The following is a 17,078-nucleotide window of genomic DNA, read 5'->3' as shown; positions in this document are numbered from 1 at the left end:
CCCCAATAACATCCCGATTACTTTCTACTCTTGCATCCTGACAGTCATTTACCTTATAATAAGAACAGACATCGACGACACAATAACGGAGGTTTAAAATGATTCAATGTCTGATCTGCGACGATGAAGCATCGGTAACAAATAATCTTTATGCGCTAATTGAAGATTACAACCGCCATTATCAAACAAACATTTGCTGCCAAGTTTTCAATAATCCCATTCTGGCGGCTGAGACCGTGCCGCAAGAAAAATATGATCTTTATCTGCTGGATATCGTGATGCCCAACATGACAGGTATCCAACTGGCCGAAACCATTCGAGCCAATGACAATAGCGGTATTATCGTTTTCCTGACAAGCTCACCTGAATATCACGCCGAAGCCTTTTCTCTGGAAGCTCTGCAATATCTACAAAAGCCCGTGAATCAATCCGCTTTTTTTCGAGTTCTGGGTCGTTCGCTTACTTATATCAGCCGACAGCGTTCCGCCGCCTATGTGACGATACAAACCCGAACCGGCATTTATACTTTAACACCAGAGCTAATTATTTATGTGGAATCCAACCGCCATATCCTGACCTTTTTTATTGATAACGCCTTGCCGGTAAAAACCCTCAGTGGTTCCCTGTCTTTGGAGAAACTCATGGGAATCCTTAATGATTCCAGCTTCTATGCCCCTTACAAGGGGTATATTATTAACTTTGAACACGTCAATTCCATGGACAAACATGGATTTACCATGTCAAATCAAACGACTGTCCCTATCTCAGAGCGTCAATATTCCAAAATTCGAAAAGATTATTCTGACTATCTCCTCAAAACCAGTGAAAGAGCAGAAAACAATTGATTTATCATTACCTTGGAGCGCTGCTGACCTTACCCTTGTTGTTTGCCATTTTATCAACCATTATCGAATTCAGATTTCCCAGAAAAAAGTGTATCCTTCTTATGACAGCTACCATTGCTTTCCTCTATTCACCAACGGCGGTGCTGATTCTGATGGGATTTAATCTGATGGAACTTTATTCTTATGTCTCCCTCAGCACCGGGGTTCCCTGTCTTTTGTGTTTTCTATACCTGGCCAGATACCGGGATGGCAGTTTTCTGTTTGCTTTTCTCAGTGTCTATGTGCTGGCTGCATTCGGCACCATCTTTTCTTTTATTGCCGCTATTTATCTGCCTTTTCAGAATGAAATTGAAATTATATTTTTGCATTTCAGTTTTCTTTTAATACTGTATTTAATTTTCCGATATCTCTTTCGGGCTAAGTACTTTCCAGCTGCAAGAGCCAGGGGCAACCTGTGGTCGCTGTACTGCCTGCTACCCCTGCTCAGTCTGGTGCTAATTAAAATGTATGCCAATTCTCCCGGCCAAAATTGGGACATTGGCAACAAAGTAACCCTTCCCTATCTCGGATTTATTTATCCCTATGCAATTCCTGCACTAGTCGTATTGTTGGTTCTTTTTTGCTGCATGCTCATTCTCATTATGCTGATGATTACCTCCAACCACCGCATTGCCATGGAACGCGAAGAAAAAATGCATCTTGATTTTTATGCTGAGACCCTGAATCAACGGCTTGCGGATACCGAAGAAAAGAATGACAACCTCCGAATTCTCCGTCATGATATTCATTTCCACATTAATGCGGTATCTTCTATGTTGCAGCAGCATAAAATGGATGATGCTGCAACATATCTTCATGATCTGGGAGGCGTTTTTAACCAGACCAAAATCGAAAAATACTCGGTCAATCCTTCGCTTAATGCCATTCTTGATTTCTATGCCCAAAAAACTGCAGAACTGAGCATTGGTTTTATTCATGCCATCAAGGTTCCCAGGGAAATGCCCCTGGCTGACATCGATCTGGGTGTGATTATTTCCAATGCACTGGAAAATGCCATCAATGCCTGTAATAAAATGTCCGATCAGTCAAAACCCTATGTGGACATAAAATTTATCAGACATCGCCAGCAATATATTTTGGATATTTGCAATCCCTATGAAGGATTGATTGCTTTTGATGATAACAGACTCCCCATTACCGAAAGGACTGGTCATGGATATGGTACCAAAAGTATCATTGCCATCTGTAAAAAATATAATGCTACTGTCGATTATCTGGCAGAAAGCGGGATATTTACCCTTCGAATTATGTTTACGGAATAACAAAAAAAGATCAATCCCGGCCAAGGGGGTCTAGGCCGAGATTGATCTTTTTTTGTTATCGGAGGGTAAATTTATTAGATGTTAAATCGTTATTATTGTTGATGTTTAGAACATTTCCTTGCTTAATCGGTCGATGACTGCGGTTGCTTCTTCATAGACGCCTGGGAATGAGCTGAAGTTTAAACCCTGGGTCAGGTTAGGAATGAAGTATAGTTTTCCGCATTCTTCGCAGGCTTTTTGGGTATATTCAGCAACGATTTCCGGTGTCCATCCGGGGAAATCAACCACACCGGTGTCAATGTCCCCCATGAAGGTGATTTGTTTCCCGTATTTTTCGATGAGCTCAGGAACGTTGTTGGTGGTCATAACGCCCTGCCAGATATCAATGCCCACTTCAATCATCGAAGGGACCAGGTTAACACCATAGGAGTCACTGTGGTGAACAATGAGTTCAACGCCATTGGCTTTGTAGTAACCGTAGATCTTCTTATAGGCCGGAACAAAGAATTCTTCAAACATTTCCGGCGAAACGAATGACGAACGCTGGCTGCCCCAGTCATCATGATGGAAAATACAGTCCGGATGCAGCCGGGCAATCATTTCTTTGGCATAAGCCAATTCATAGTCAACCAGATAATCGATAAGGTCATGCATGTCTTCCGGTTCTTCATACAGAGCCATTAAGGCATCTTCCATGCTCATCAAGTGATGGGTCATTTCAAAGATCCCGGGGGCAACAAAAGCAGTGACATATTCTTCATTGCGGTCAACCGCATTGGCGTGGGCAACAGCGGCAGCCCAGGCTTCGTCGGAAGTTTCAACGGCCGGCGCCTTCACTTGTTCGCGCCACATAGTAATATCTTTTAATACCTTATGGGCATCATCATGAATCGGGAAACCGCCTAATTGGCCTTCTGGCCAGGTAAAGGTAATACCCCAGCCATTTTTGATTGTCTGACCCGGGCCAACCATTGCTCCCAAAGGTGCTTCCATAATCAGATTCATAAATTCATATTGATTCACAAACCGGTCAGGATTTCCGCCTTTAATCGTTTCCAATAAATTCTGTCGTTTCGTTAACATAGTCATTCCTCCCTGGATTTATATTTGTTTATATTGTGACAGTCATTAATAATCGACCTTTAAACCGAACTGTTTGTTGTTATAAACGATTTTTTAACGTCTACGGCGGACATCACGGAGAGTATCCGCCGTAGACGCGGAAAAATTGTTTGATATCAATAAGCAGCGAGGAACGTCGTTTTTCTGTCAGTAGGTTTGGGCTGGATTATGCGATTGCCAGTTCTTTGGCTTTCACTGCGGCTGTTCCGGCATCAGGAGCAAATCCGTCGGCGCCAATTTCAGTGGCGTATTCCGGTGTCACCGGAGCTCCGCCGACAATCACCTTGAATCCGGTTAAACCGCTGGCTTTAATGGTGGCAACGGCTTCTTTAAGCGCTGGCATGGTGGAGGTCAGCAGACCCGAGCAGGCCACGATCTTGACATTGTCATTGTCTTTAATGGCCTGGACAAAGGTGTCGGCCGGTACATCAACGCCAAGGTCAACCATATCAAATCCGGCACTTTCGATCATCAGCGAGACCAGGTTTTTACCGATGTCATGTAAGTCTCCGGCAACGGTACCGATAATACAGGTGCCCAATTTGGAGGAACCATCGCCGGCCAGGTGGGGTTTCAGAACATCCACGCCTTTTGACATGGCTTTAGCGGCGATCAGCATTTCCGGAACGAAAATTTCTCCGGTTGAGAATTTTTCACCGACCACACCCATGGACTCAACCATTGCATCCAGAATATCCTGGGGATTATTCCCAGCATCCAGTGCTTCCTGTACCAGACCCGGAACGAGTTTGGATTTTCCTGCTTCTACTTTTGCTTTTACTTCTTCAATTTTAGACATTTTTTTCTCCTCAAATTATTTTATTTAGTAACCTGTGATGTGTCGTGCTGTCTGTTGATATAAGACAATTTTTCCACGCTACGTCGGACACTCTCCGAGATGTCCGCCTAAGACGTTACAAAATTGTTTATATCAACAGACAGCACTCTAAAGGTTGGTTTGTTGTTAGCTTCTAAAATTCAATTTTTATGATGGTTTATTATTTTACCGGTCCAAAGATGCCTTCGCGGTAGGCGCCGATATATTCCATGCAGTAGTCGTCTTCGCCCAGCAGGGCTTCGGTAGCAAAGATGATGCCCATTAAATCCCGGTTTAAAGGATCAAGGATGGCACTGTCCAGTCCGGCGTTCATGGCCAGAACCACAAAGCCCATGTTAACCATTTTACGAACTGGGAGGTTAAAGGAAATGTTGCTGACTGCACCGGTGACATGGATGGTGGGATACTGAGTTTTGATTTCTTTGATGACTTCGGTGACCATGGCAATGCCGTCTTCGGAAGTGCAGAGCATTTCAACCAGGGGATCAATGTGCATCCGGGCAGGATCGATCTTATATTCCTTGACTTTGGCCATTAAATCGGCAAAGACGTCCAGACGGTCTTTGGCGGTTTTAGGAATGCCTTTGTCGCTGTTTAATAGGGCCACACATTCCCATTTGGTGTCGGCGATGGCAGCAAATGCGGCGTCAATCTTGTCCCCTTCCAGGGATACGGAATTGAACAGTCCGGGTTTGTTACAGTAGTTCATGGATGCGATGCAGGTATGGACGTTAGGGCTGTCCACGGCTATCGGCAGATCGGTGGCATCCTGGACGATATCGATGAGCCATTTCATGGTTTCCAATTCAATGTCGTCATCCACCGATGCGCAGACATCAATGTAATCCACTCCGGCCTCGGTTTGTTTGATGGCCAGATCCCGAATAAAAGCGGCATTCTTTTCCTTAATTGCTTTGGCGGTTGATGGAATCGCCCCGTTAATCTTTTCTCCAATAATAATCATTTTTTTACCTCCCTGGTAATTTTTATATTAAGTAATTGCGGATACTTGGTTGAAATGGTTGAGGCATCATGACAAACAGGCGTACCTCTGTTTGCCACTGAAGCCTGGAGATAACAAGGGGCTTGAAACGTTTTATGATTTAGCCTCATTGTTTTACTATCTCCTTTGATGATGTTATTTGTCCGAACTCATTTAAAAAGGGGTAGTTTTTTAAACCAATATTGATAAATAACATGTCGCTTGTACGTGTATAGTATAGCACCACTGTAAAGGTACGTCAATGATTTTATTAAATGCATTTAATATTATTAAATCAACCAATTTCTCTTATTGATTAGTCGTTTTGAATAAATATATCGTAGTTTATTAAATGCACACAATATTTATTTTTGCGAATGGTTTACTTCTTTTCTTGTTGAAAATTTAATGATTCTGTGTTTAAATGAAATGAATTCAAATTATGAAAAGGAACGATTATGACCATTATTATAGAGAAAACCAACAAACAGCTTATTTACGATACCGCTAAAAATCTTTTTTTTACCGAAGGTTATCATGTGGGGTTTCGTCGTATTGCTCAGGAAATTGGCATCAGCCAGGGACTCATTACTTATCATTTTAAGAACAAACACAATATTGCCATCGAAATTTACAAAGAAGATTATCAAATCCTGTCCAGTTATCTCAAGTACTATGTTAATCCCGATGATGATGTTTTTTTATACATTGTAAGTTTTTATAAACTATGTATGTTAATTATAAAAGCAAATCCGGAAAAACTGGATTTTGTGATTGCCACTCAATCTGAGGACATTACGTATAAAGCCATTTATGCCGGGAGTCTCAAGCAAATTTACGCCAGGCTCATTGCTCAGCAAATGAAACCCAATGGCTATACCCCTGAAAAAAATCTCAGCCTTTTTCTGACCACAATCTACTCTGTCTATGAGGGTCTCCTAAAAAAACGCAGTACTGATTTTGAATTTACCGATGACGAGATTATAAGCCTTTCGGTTAATTTAATGTACTACTGCCTCGGTTACGATCAAGATCCCGGGCGGACCACTGATATCATCGAAAAAGCATCACAACGTGTGGTTGCCCTGCTTAAAAGCTATCCCCATTTATTGGATATCCACCGCTATCTCATTAAATAGAAACGCAAAAAAAAAAGCACCTGCATGGGTGCATTTTTTTTGTAGAAATAATCGTCCTGGGGACAATCGTAACATCAGGGGTCTGCATCATAGCGGACAGGCGTTAGCTTGTCCGATCATGTGGCAGACCACGATTTACCATTGTCCCCGGGACGTTTATTATTGCATTCCCAGAAAGGCTTTCCATTGGGGTAAATCCCGGCGTCCCTGGGCATAGCCCAGCTCATAGCTATGGGAGAGTTTGTCAAAGTCAATCTCCCGGTTGGATACCGGCATGGTTTCGGGGTACACGAGAAAGGCCTTACCATCCTTTTCCAAAGCTTCCAGTTCGTCCAACGTTTGATTGTAAATGATGTGACGCGTAAGCATGGCTTCAGCCACCTGGGGATGCTTTCGATAATAAGTCTTAATGAATCGTTGAAATTTCACCGGACTTTTCCGGTAGCCTTTTTCACGGGTGAGCACCACGAAGAACTTTTCGTAACCATCCTTTTTCGCAATGTCCAGAGCAATCCCGCCGCCCAGACCACCATCCACATAATAGTTTTCTTTGTAGTAGGTGGGAGGCATAAAAATCGGCATGGAGGATGAGGATCGCACAATTTTCATGAGGTCCTGCATGTCCTGGATATCATCCTTGGTATAGTAAATAACCTCGCCCCGGTCCCGGTGAAAAACCCCGATCCGGAGCTGGGCCGGATTATTCATAAATTTTTTAAAATCCAGGGGCAGTGATTCCCCGGGTAGTGAGGTTTCTTCATAAATATACTGAGAACGGAAAAAGCCTTCGCCTTTGAAAAAGGATTTCCAGCCTCCGAATTCGGGATCCAACACCAGGTCCACGAAGGAACGCTTGGCCCGCCGGGTATCTCTTGCCAGATAGTTGACACTATGGCTGGAGCCGGCTGAAATACCGGCAACGTAATTGAAATACAGCTCGTTCTCCAGCAGATTATTCAAAAATCCGGCAGTGTAGCTGGCCCGCATTCCCCCACCTTCAAATATCAATGCCGTATCGTTAATGTTATTAATCATTGTCATGGATCTTCTGTCTCCTCTTTCTTTTTCTGGTAATTATAAAACTAATAAACATCGAACAGTTGTTGCTTTACGATTAGTTTCCACAAACGATTTTGTAACGTGCAGGCGAACAGTCCTAAGACTGTACGCCGTGCAGTGTAAAAATTGTTTCGTGCGAAACTGATTGCAAAGCACACGGCACTTTCGCATTATCTGCTTTTTAAGTCTTTAAATTACCACGCTTATTTTATTTTAATGAGCACATAAAAGTCCCCGTTGTACACAGTCTCGGCACCTGATTTTTCAATATTCAAAAACATTGCCACCAGCGAAATATCGGCCTTGTCATTTCCCTGGGTATAGGTGGCCTCTTCGGCGGACATGGCGTCTTTGCTGGTGGTATAATTGCCACCTGCGGATGTATCGAAATGGTCAAAAACGTCCTGCATATTCACGGTGATTAATTCCTCACCTGCTTCATCCGTCAGCCTTAGTGCTCCCGGCGACGGTGTTTTTTCCTGGGTAAGGGTATAGATTTTTCCGTCTTTTTCAAAATCGCAGACCAACGACGTTGATTTCGTGTCCTGATAGTAGAAGTTTACCACAACAAAGGTATCATATCCACTTATGCTAAGCGGGGAGCCCTGATCGAGACTCAGATAAACGGATCCCTGGCCGTAGGGATTTTCCTGGTAGCGGTAAAACCCGAAGGTATTGTAGAAATTATCATAAAGGTCAAAATCCGCTCCCAAGTAGGGGATGTCTTTGGTGTAGCCCATCATGCTAAGATAACTGATGGTATCGGAAATGGTTTTTTTGTCTTCCTCGGAAACCGTTGCATTGGGGGTAACCGTATCGTCCCCGAGCATATTGTTTTCAATAAGCACCGAGGTGAGCATTGCCACCTGATTTGCCCGGCTGACGGTAAAAGCATCCACCGGGGGAATAATCGAAATAGCTGCAAAACCAATCAGCAGGGCGGCGATGATGCCGTTTTTGCGCACGGGCATCAAACTCAGCAGAACACCGGTTACTGCCGCAAAGATTCCGAAAAGAATCACATAATAACGGCCATAGGTGATTCCTGTATCCTGGGTTCTCAGAACCGAAGACACAATCTGAAACACCACAATAGGAACCAGCACTTTGGGAAAAATTTTGCGAAAATACACTGCAAATTTATTTTCCAGCCGACTGGACAGAATATAAACCAGAATGACCCCAACGGCAAAGCCTACCAGCATGGGTTCCAGGCGGTTGTCGGTCCAGAATGGCCCGGTGATATTGGTTGCGATGTAGATTACCAGAATCACCGTATAGACTGACAGCAGTGGGATAATGATATAGGATATCAGAATCTCCAGAAACTTCGGACAGCTGGCGGATCGCGTAATTTTCTCCTGATTAGCTTCGATTTCCTCGGGGAAACGGTTTTTATCGGACTCGCCCGGGTAAACCGGAATCAGGGACAGGAAATAAATGGGTGCAAAAAGCATTCCGACAATGTTGAGAGCATGAATATACGACTTTTCCGGGACCTTGAAAAGAAGCAGATCAACCGCTGCGAGAATCAGGGTGATTCCCAAAAAGATGACACCGGAGAAGAGCAGGGAATTAAACAGAGCCTTAAAGGCGATCATAAAACTTTCGTTGAAGCTGATCCTGCTTTTAATTACCGGCACCCAGATATAAGCAATCAAAAGCGCCAAAAGCGCCACGGATGTCCTGATCCATGTTTCAACGCTGGTGGTTGTGTATTGTCTGACAATGAGAAAATAACCCAGGGTCAGAACCAGGCAAAGACCCATCAGGGCCAGGCGATGGCTAGTTTTATAAAAAAAGCGTTCCCAGGCCGCCTGGAGGGTAAACCCGAGGCTTGCACCAACCACATAGGTCAGCAGATATTTAGTATAATCCACGTCCTGGTGAATGGCCATGGCATTGACCACGGCAGCAGCAGTCAGAAAAATTACCGTCAGGGGATAACGGGACAGAGCCTCATATAAGCCACTGAGTTTCTCACGAAGCTTTTCTGTGATTTTCATTGTCAAATCCTTTCCGCCTAAATTTTTCAGGCCAAACATCAAAGGAATCCCAGATCTGTATATTCGCAAAATCATTAATTACCAATATCTTTTATTTAATATTATACCCATTATTGATTAATTAGATTGATTAAAATAACTTTTATTTATAAAGTTGACAAATGAAACATTTCAAGCCATGATAAAAACCTCCCTGAAATCTTTTCGGAAGGTCTTTCATGCTGCCGATTGTTTTAATGAGTCCTTAACCCGATTAATAGTCCAAAGCCCGGGCAAAATCGTTATAGCGATTCCGCGCCTTTTTCTGGGCCTTAATCCGGACCTTGTTGATGTCCTGGTAATAGGCAACTAAGGTATCCACTATTTTCTCATCAATCTTTTTTTCCACTGACATTAATTGGAGAATTTTAATCACCGCATCTTTTTCCATTCCCTTGCGATATGGTCGGTTTTCGGATAAGGCCGTAAAAATATCCGCCACTGCCATAATCCGGGCACCCAGAGACAAGTCCTTCCCCTTAAGTTTAAAGGGATAACCTGTACCATCCAGTCGTTCATGATGCATGGATGCATACTCCTTAATGTCTTCAAGTCCCTTGATGCGATCCAAAAGAACATAGGTATGGTAAGCATGACCTTTGACTAGGGAAAATTCTTTGACCGTAAGTTTACCGGGTTTTTCTAAAATTTCTGTGGGAACCATTAATTTACCAAGATCATGGACATAACCCGCCACCTGAATTTTTTTACAGGTCATTTCATCACAGTTTGAATGCTGGGCTAATCGTTTGGCAACAGCTGACACGCCTTCACTATGAACCGCGGTGAAATTGCTTCTGAAATCGATGATTCGGGCAAATAATTTGGCAATGCCGATGAGCTCATCCATATTAACTGGCTGGTATTTGAAAATAATTTTTTTATAATAATTTCTACCGTTGGCAATGGATTCCAGATCATACCAGAAATATTCTTTTTCTTTGAGCCGTTTAAAAGCATTTACATAATCGGGACAAAATTTTGTTCCCGAAGCAGCTTTTATGCGATTATAAATTACATCGATTTGATCGATTATTTTATCCTCTTTGGAAATCAGAGTGGCAATGCGATCGGCTAAATGAATAAGGTGACTTTCCAATAAAACATCTTCCCCATCTTTTTTAAGACCATTGCCATGATCCCAATCCACATGATGAAATTTAATAATTTTAGCAATTTCGTGGAATTCCCGGTAATCCTTTAGAAGCATCCAGCCGATTTTCGCATGTTTATGAGGATTCAATACTTCGAATTTCAAAACATTAATCCGCTCCTGCATACTTAAACCGCCAATATCATGTAAAATAGCAGCTACGCTTAATTCATTCTGTTTCTCTTCATCGAATTTCAACTCTTCTCCCAAGTTATAGGTTATAAAAGCAACTTGTCTTTGATGATTATTAAGTTCCGGGCTTACCATGTCAGAAGCTCTTGATAATTCCAGGGTCAATTCCGCTAAAGAGATCATTGTCATTGTACCTTCCTTAAATGTTTTGGTAAAAAGCATTGTGCTATAGAATCATAATTGTGTCAAGTTAAAAAGCATCCGACTAATAATCAAGTTTCCCTTAACGCTTTTCTGTGGCTTTTAACTTTAAATATGTTCTTATTAATGGTCATTATAGCACAAAGGGTTTTTGTATCAAACAAAATCAATAGATATTTCAAAACCTGCAAATATATTACTTGACGTACACCCATTTTCAGAAATAGAATAAAGCATGCAAAAAATATCAATTATCTCAAAGGGGTGAATTAATGGGAAGTTTAAAAATAATGATCGTCGATGATTCAACTTTTTCAGTTGCGGTTTTAAAAAACATGCTGGAAAAAAGCGGTCATGAAGTGGTGGCTACGTCCTTCAACATGCATGATGCAATCGAACAAGCCAAGGCTGGAACCTTCGATTTGATTACAATGGATATGACCTTACCGGATGGCGATGGCATCGAATGTTCAAAAGAGATTTTAAAAAACACAAACGATGCAAAAATTATTGCCATCAGTTCCATGATGGATGAAGAAATCATTAAAAATGCTCTTGATGTAGGCATTAAAACCTACCTCCAGAAACCGGTGAATCAAAACGAATTAGACGCAGCCATTGAACGATTGTTTGAAGGTGAAGAGCTGTACGATATCTTGAAAAATAATTATGAAGATGCCTTTAAAGAATCCATCTTCAGCTTTTTGAAAAGAGAAATCGGCGGTGAAATCCTGATTGATGACAACGCACTCACCTCTGCAGCCACGAGAAATTCTTCGGGAATCTCAGTAACCATTGGGATCATCGGAAGACACAGCGGCAGATGTGTCATTGATATGTCTGAAGATACAGCTTTAAACATGACAAAGAAAATATTACAGGATGACGGCCAGTCCATTGATACGGCAATCGCTTTTATCAGCGAGTTTACCAATGTTGTTGCCGGCAATGCCTGTTCTCTTCTAAACGGATTAAATCGGTCATTTGGTCTTAGAGTTTCTCCTCCGACGGTTTTTCGGGGAAATGATATTACCATATCTCTTGGAGATTTTTTAAATAAATCCTACATTATAAAAACAGATCTCGGCGACGTTTTTATGAATGCAGGTTTTCAGAAAGTGATGAATGAATGGAAATAGAAATGATTAAACCCTTTACCACTGCCGTAACTGATGTTTTACCACAGTTAGGCTTTCAATGTGTTACACAAAAAGAAATCACCGTTAAAAGCAAAAAAATTATTGCCAGCGGCGTAGTTGTCACCCTGGGAATCGTCGGAGATAAGAAAGGCAATGTGGTTTATACCATTAATAAAGAAGGGGCAAAAAACATCGCATCAATTATGATGATGGGCATGCCCGTGGAAGAATTGGATGACATGGCCAAAAGCGCTCTTTCGGAGCTGTCCAATATGCTCACTGCCAACGCCGGCATTAATTTTTCAAATGATGGCATCACTGTGGATATCTCGGTTCCGACCCTGATGTACGGGGATGATATTGAGTTGAGCATGAACAAGGATGAAATCATTTGTGCTGAATTTGATGTTGACGGCATTAAGCTGGAAATCAGCATCGCCCTGGACTAACAGTAGCAATAAAACGTCCCGGGGACAATGGTAAATCGTTGTGTGCTGCAATTCGGACAGCCGATCGGCTGTTCGCCTTGATGCACACAACTGATGTTACCATTATCCCCGGGACTTACTTTTTGCTTTTTTCCAGTTTGAGAAAACTGTCTTGGGGACAGTGGTAAATCGTTGTGTGCTGCAATTCGGACAGGCTGTCGCCTGTTCGTCTTGATGCACACAACTGATGTTACCATTATCCCCGGGACTTACTTTTTGCTTTGTCTTTTTAGAAAAATGGTTGGGCTATATTAAAAACATGACTGCAATACCTGCAATGAAGCCGGCGGCGCCGATGCCCATGGCGATGAGTTTCTCGTTTTTAATATCGTCTAGTAATTCACCTTCGGATTTATATGTGACATGGGAAGATTTTTTTGTTGTTACGGCTCTGCCTACATAAAGACGGTCCGCTCTTTTATGGATTTCCCCAAGAATATACATGGGTTGATTTTCGGGCAGGATTTCCTCGAAAAAGCGATATCCTAAAAAGCGGGATCCCCTTGTCTTTGAAAAATTGAAATTAAAGTTTTCCTTCACCCAGTTGGAATCCTCGGATTCAAAGCGGTTGCAGCCGGGCATTAAATCGACGTCGCTACCGAAACTTTCGATATCGATATATACCTTTTCTTCGGAGCTGCTGTCTGAGAGATAAATTTCCACCGGGCTTTTTTCCCTGGATAAGGATGTTTCCAGCTTATCAGTGACAGTTCTGGTGTTTCCCTTATCGTCTCGTTCGGTGCGTGTCTCTTCATGAACCGAATATACTTCATTTTCATAATAGGCAACGGGACGCTGTGAAAAAGGTGCATCCACATCTCCGGTGACGCTGTTGAGCTTACCTTTAACCTCACTGTAATGCCGGTAGTTTTCATCTAAACTCGACAAATCACCGACAATATCCAGCACATCCTTAATACAGCTTGTTTGCTGAAACTGAATTTCCGCAACCTTTTTTGTATTCTTTTGAAAAACATAAACGGCGTAACCGATACCGGCCAACATAATCAGTAATCCAATAATAAATTCCATAGATGCCTAGCTTATTCCTAATTCTGCTTTAAGCTTGGCCAATTCATCATTCACCGCCGCATCTTTTTCCAGCGCTTCAAATTCATCTGTTAAACTGTTGTTTTCACCAGCCATTTCAGTGAAGGCCTGGGCTTCTGCTTCTTTGGCGCTTACCTTTTGTTCCATTTTATCAAGCTTTGAAAAAGCACTGGCGCTGTCGGTGCCACCCAATGAGGTACTGATACCCTTTTGAGCGTCTGCCATTTTTGAACGGGCAATGAGCATATTTTGTTTCATCCGGGCTTCTTCGAGCTTAGCTTTCAATTGGTGAACCTGATCTTTTAACTGGCCGGTCTGCATACTCATAGAATCATAGGCTGCCTGGAACTGAACCAGATTCTGATCCACGCTTGTTTTCTGAGCCAGGGCTTTTTTAGCCAATTCTTCGTTTCCTGCCAGCAAAGCAGTTTTCGCTTTTTTGCTCCAGTCTTCCGAGGATGCTTTGGCAGCTTCCAACTGTTTTAATGCCTGTTTTTCACTGCCCATCGCCGAACCCAATGCCTGGGTGGCGCTATTTACCTGGGCGTCCATGTCAATGATAATCTGTTTCACCATTTTTTCCGGATCTTCTGCCTTGTCCAACATGTCGTTTACGTTTGCCTTTAATAAATCTCCGAGACGTTCAAAAATTGCCATTCTTTCCTCCTGATGTTTTTTGTGTATAATGGACACTTAAAATGCCCGGGCTCATTGATTTTATGCGTTTTTTACGCAATTCGCATCAACTTTTCGTTCTTTTTCTACATAATCATATTAACAAATCCGGGAAAATAAGTCTATTTATTTTTTTATTATATTGCAACAAGAAGGATAAAAATTGATATCTTGTTTATCAAAAAAACATTAATCCGTCAAGTATGGTATAATATCAGTAATAAAAATATCGGCTGTAGAGTTTCAATTATAAAAATAATGATACCGAAGAGTCTATTTTTTTAAACAACATACATAGGTAATTGATCAAGTATAATATGCTTCATTTTTTGTTTATATGAAATAATTTTCCCGTATATATCTCATATTTCGTTGAATCGCGAGCCTGTAACGCTATACAAATTATTATTAGAAACTGACATCAAAGCAAGCGTAAGTTTTTATATACTTCTCAATTCCATGTAAATAAATATCGAAGGAGAAAGAATTGCTTACATTTATTATCGGAATAGCCATTTTAATTTTCGGAGGATTTTTCTACGGAAAATTTGTAGAAAAGATTTTCGGTTCCGACGATCGCAAAACCCCGGCCATTGCCAAGGCCGACGGAGTGGATTTTGTAGGAATGAAAAAATGGAAAAACCAACTCATTGAATTACTTAACATCGCCGGAACCGGACCGGTGCTGGGACCAATCCAGGGCATCCTTTTTGGTCCTCTGGCCCTTATTACCATTCCCATTGGCTGTGTCATCGCCGGCGCCACCCACGATTACATGAACGGCATGATATCGATGCGAAACGGCGGCGCTCAAATGCCTCGAATGGTCGGAAAATATCTGGGGAAAGGCACCAACCGCATTTATACCGTGGTATTATGGATTTTGATGCTCCTCACCGGAGTTGTTTTTATTTACACCCCTGGGGATCTTATTGTCAAGGATATCCTCAACATGAACGCCGGTCCTCAAAATATGACCATTTGGATCGTTTATGCCTTTATTTTTGCCTACTACTTCATTGCCACCTTTTTTCCCATTGATAAGATTATCGGTCGGGTTTATCCTATCTTCGGAGCCATTCTGATTATTTCCGCTATCGGTATCTTTATTGGAATTATCGGCGACGGCGGTGCCAATTTGGCAAACCTGTCCTGGTCAACGATGCCGAATCATCCCCTGGGCCAGCAATTTATTCCGGTGTTCTTTATCACCGTAGCCTGTGGTATTCTCTCCGGCTTCCACGGCAGCCAGTCCACGCTTATTTCACGAACCGTCACTTCCGAAAAAGAAGGTCTTGGCACCTTTTACAACATGATGATTGTGGAAGGCTTCATTGCCATGTGCTGGGCTGCCGGAGCCATGATTCTCTTTAACCGGGGAATGGATTTATCTACCGGTGCCACAGCGATGGTCGGAAATATTTCCAGGGAATTTCTGGGATCTGTTGGTTCGTTCTTTGCCATTCTCGGTGTGATTGTCCTTCCCATTACCTCAGGAGATACAGCTTTTCGTTCCCTGCGACTGATGGTGGGCGAAACCTTTAACATCGATCAGACCGTTGTTTCCAAACGAATCCGCACTACACTGGGAATCTTTGTTCCTGCCATTGCCATTCTTGGTTTTGCCAAATCCTCTCCTAATGGGTTTAATCTCCTTTGGCAGTACTTTGGTTTCACCAACCAGTTTGTCGCCATTTTTGCCCTAGCTATGGCTACAGTATACCTGAAAACCGAAGGTAAATTCGCCTGGATCACCATGATTCCGGGGATGTTTTACACCTTCATTGTCGTCAGCTACATCTCTCATGCACCCATTGGTTTAGGCCTCGAATCCCGTTTGGGATCCTTCATTGGCCTCGATCCCAGCAGCTATGCGATTTCCTACTCCGTTGCGGCAATCTGTGTTGTTCTCTATCTGGTTTTCGTCAGCCGCCGTGCTATCGACGGAGCAACCGAAATCCGTGAGCTGGTCTTCGTCTAAAACCATGAAGCTGTTTTTATTGGATTAATTGCAAACGCAGAATGATAAACTCGTCTTACCGATCAATGATAAATCGTTGTATGCGCGTGAATGCGGACAGGCTGTCGCCTGTTCGCCTCAAGGCACACAACTGATGTTATCATTGTCGGCAAGACTTACTTTTTGTTTTTACCCACAGTTTAAGACCAGCAAAAAAATATTTTCCTAAGACTCTAGGCGAAGCAAAAAGTAAGTCCTGGGGACAATCGCCAAACTCAAGGCCAGCATGAAAATGTTGGTCTTTTTTTATTTCTTTTGGGATAATATTCCGATAGTGGAACGGCCGGGCAATACAAAGGCATGATCGCCCAGGGTGACGCCGATTTTTTTGGATTGGTCTCCGAACATGTCAAACAAACGCGTCTGTTCCTCAGTTGACCACGCTTCTCCGTTTCCGGGAACATAATCCTGGGTATTGTCCCACCGAGCTTCTTTTTGAACCTCTTTAGCCACAAAGACTTTCCCCTTATTCACCAACAGATTCATGATGCCATCGATCATAATCTGGTCCATGGTATCGGTCAGGGTTTTGGCGTACTCATCGAGCTCCGTGCCCACGGTTACCATGTATGGGTAAACCCGGTCCCCTTTTTCCACATAGCCTCTTAACAATTCACTTCCAAAGCTCTCACCATTAACCGCTACACTGATGTCATTCTTTTCGCTGATATCGCCGCTGAAATAAATAGCCTTCAGCCGGGTGATTTCCCGGGTCTTTGCGAGCAGAGTTTCAACAATTTTCAATAAGTTTTTTTTGTTTCGAAGATTAAGTTCTTCATTCAATGTTTCCATGGTCAATTCATAGGGTATATCCGTAAATATCTTACAATCCATGTGTCTGCCTCCAATTGGTTACTTATTTTAGCTG

The 17,078-nt window shown here is 42.5% G+C and carries 15 protein-coding genes; 6 read left to right on the top strand and 9 right to left on the bottom strand.

Annotation, left to right across the window (positions count from 1 at the left end; translation table 11 throughout):
* Positions 1-98: 98 nt before the first annotated feature.
* A complete protein-coding gene (locus tag AKG39_RS13100; protein ID WP_050740852.1) occupies positions 99-845 on the top strand; it encodes a LytR/AlgR family response regulator transcription factor in 747 nt (248 codons plus the stop codon).
* The gene (locus AKG39_RS13095; RefSeq protein WP_050740851.1) at positions 842-2,167 is read left to right on the top strand and encodes a sensor histidine kinase; all 1,326 of its coding nucleotides are present in this window, start codon (positions 842-844) and stop codon (positions 2,165-2,167) included. The genes AKG39_RS13100 and AKG39_RS13095 overlap by 4 nt, the downstream gene beginning before the upstream one ends.
* 105 nt (positions 2,168-2,272) lie before the next feature.
* Here the strand turns inward: AKG39_RS13095 and AKG39_RS13090 are convergent, their stop codons facing one another.
* From AKG39_RS13090 to AKG39_RS13080, 3 genes are all read right to left on the bottom strand, one after another.
* Entirely contained in the window at positions 2,273-3,250 is a 978-nt protein-coding gene (locus tag AKG39_RS13090; protein WP_050740850.1) for a uroporphyrinogen decarboxylase family protein, read from the bottom strand.
* Positions 3,251-3,455: 205 nt separating this feature from the next.
* Complete coding sequence (locus AKG39_RS13085; protein WP_050740849.1) at positions 3,456-4,088, bottom strand: corrinoid protein; 633 nt, start codon at positions 4,086-4,088, stop codon at positions 3,456-3,458.
* 199 nt (positions 4,089-4,287) lie between these two features.
* Positions 4,288-5,091 (bottom strand): methyltetrahydrofolate cobalamin methyltransferase, encoded by an 804-nt coding sequence (locus AKG39_RS13080; protein WP_050740848.1) that lies wholly within the window; start codon positions 5,089-5,091, stop codon positions 4,288-4,290.
* A gap of 476 nt (positions 5,092-5,567) precedes the next feature.
* On the opposite strand from AKG39_RS13080, the gene AKG39_RS13075 reads away from it, so the two are divergent.
* The gene (locus AKG39_RS13075) at positions 5,568-6,248 is read left to right on the top strand and encodes a TetR/AcrR family transcriptional regulator (protein ID WP_050740847.1); all 681 of its coding nucleotides are present in this window, start codon (positions 5,568-5,570) and stop codon (positions 6,246-6,248) included.
* A gap of 159 nt (positions 6,249-6,407) precedes the next feature.
* Here AKG39_RS13075 and AKG39_RS13070 read toward each other — a convergent pair whose 3' ends face one another.
* The 3 genes from AKG39_RS13070 to AKG39_RS13060 all read right to left on the bottom strand — a co-directional run bounded on the left by AKG39_RS13070 (position 6,408) and on the right by AKG39_RS13060 (position 10,826).
* On the bottom strand, positions 6,408-7,289 hold the full coding sequence (locus AKG39_RS13070) for a patatin-like phospholipase family protein (protein WP_050740846.1): 882 nt from the start codon (positions 7,287-7,289) through the stop codon (positions 6,408-6,410).
* A 221-nt stretch (positions 7,290-7,510) separates the two neighbouring features.
* Complete coding sequence (locus tag AKG39_RS13065; RefSeq protein ID WP_160316194.1) at positions 7,511-9,313, bottom strand: DUF4153 domain-containing protein; 1,803 nt, start codon at positions 9,311-9,313, stop codon at positions 7,511-7,513.
* A 253-nt stretch (positions 9,314-9,566) separates the two neighbouring features.
* Positions 9,567-10,826, bottom strand: coding sequence for an HD domain-containing phosphohydrolase (locus AKG39_RS13060; protein ID WP_050740844.1), 1,260 nt, complete (start codon positions 10,824-10,826; stop codon positions 9,567-9,569).
* 284 nt (positions 10,827-11,110) lie between these two features.
* On the opposite strand from AKG39_RS13060, the gene AKG39_RS13055 reads away from it, so the two are divergent.
* Together AKG39_RS13055 and AKG39_RS13050 are read left to right on the top strand one after the other, a co-directional pair.
* Complete coding sequence (locus tag AKG39_RS13055) at positions 11,111-11,977, top strand: response regulator (protein WP_050740843.1); 867 nt, start codon at positions 11,111-11,113, stop codon at positions 11,975-11,977.
* Positions 11,968-12,426, top strand: a complete 459-nt coding sequence (locus AKG39_RS13050) for a chemotaxis protein CheX (RefSeq protein ID WP_050740842.1) — start codon at positions 11,968-11,970, stop codon at positions 12,424-12,426. The genes AKG39_RS13055 and AKG39_RS13050 overlap by 10 nt, the downstream gene beginning before the upstream one ends.
* A gap of 285 nt (positions 12,427-12,711) precedes the next feature.
* Here AKG39_RS13050 and AKG39_RS13045 read toward each other — a convergent pair whose 3' ends face one another.
* Positions 12,712-13,497, bottom strand: a complete 786-nt coding sequence (locus tag AKG39_RS13045) for a GIDE domain-containing protein (RefSeq protein WP_050740841.1) — start codon at positions 13,495-13,497, stop codon at positions 12,712-12,714.
* A gap of 6 nt (positions 13,498-13,503) precedes the next feature.
* Positions 13,504-14,172: a PspA/IM30 family protein gene (locus AKG39_RS13040; protein WP_050740840.1), complete on the bottom strand. Its 669-nt coding sequence runs from the start codon at positions 14,170-14,172 to the stop codon at positions 13,504-13,506.
* Between the two features lie 505 nt (positions 14,173-14,677).
* On the opposite strand from AKG39_RS13040, the gene AKG39_RS13035 reads away from it, so the two are divergent.
* A complete protein-coding gene (locus tag AKG39_RS13035) occupies positions 14,678-16,171 on the top strand; it encodes a carbon starvation CstA family protein (protein WP_050740839.1) in 1,494 nt (497 codons plus the stop codon).
* A gap of 285 nt (positions 16,172-16,456) precedes the next feature.
* On the opposite strand, the gene AKG39_RS13030 is transcribed toward AKG39_RS13035, so the two are convergent.
* Complete coding sequence (locus AKG39_RS13030) at positions 16,457-17,044, bottom strand: hypothetical protein (RefSeq protein ID WP_050740838.1); 588 nt, start codon at positions 17,042-17,044, stop codon at positions 16,457-16,459.
* Positions 17,045-17,078: the final 34 nt, after the last annotated feature.

The organism is Acetobacterium bakii (assembly GCF_001263355.1).
GTDB lineage: Bacteria > Bacillota > Clostridia > Eubacteriales > Eubacteriaceae > Acetobacterium > Acetobacterium bakii.
This window is presented reverse-complemented; position numbering and strand designations above follow the sequence as displayed.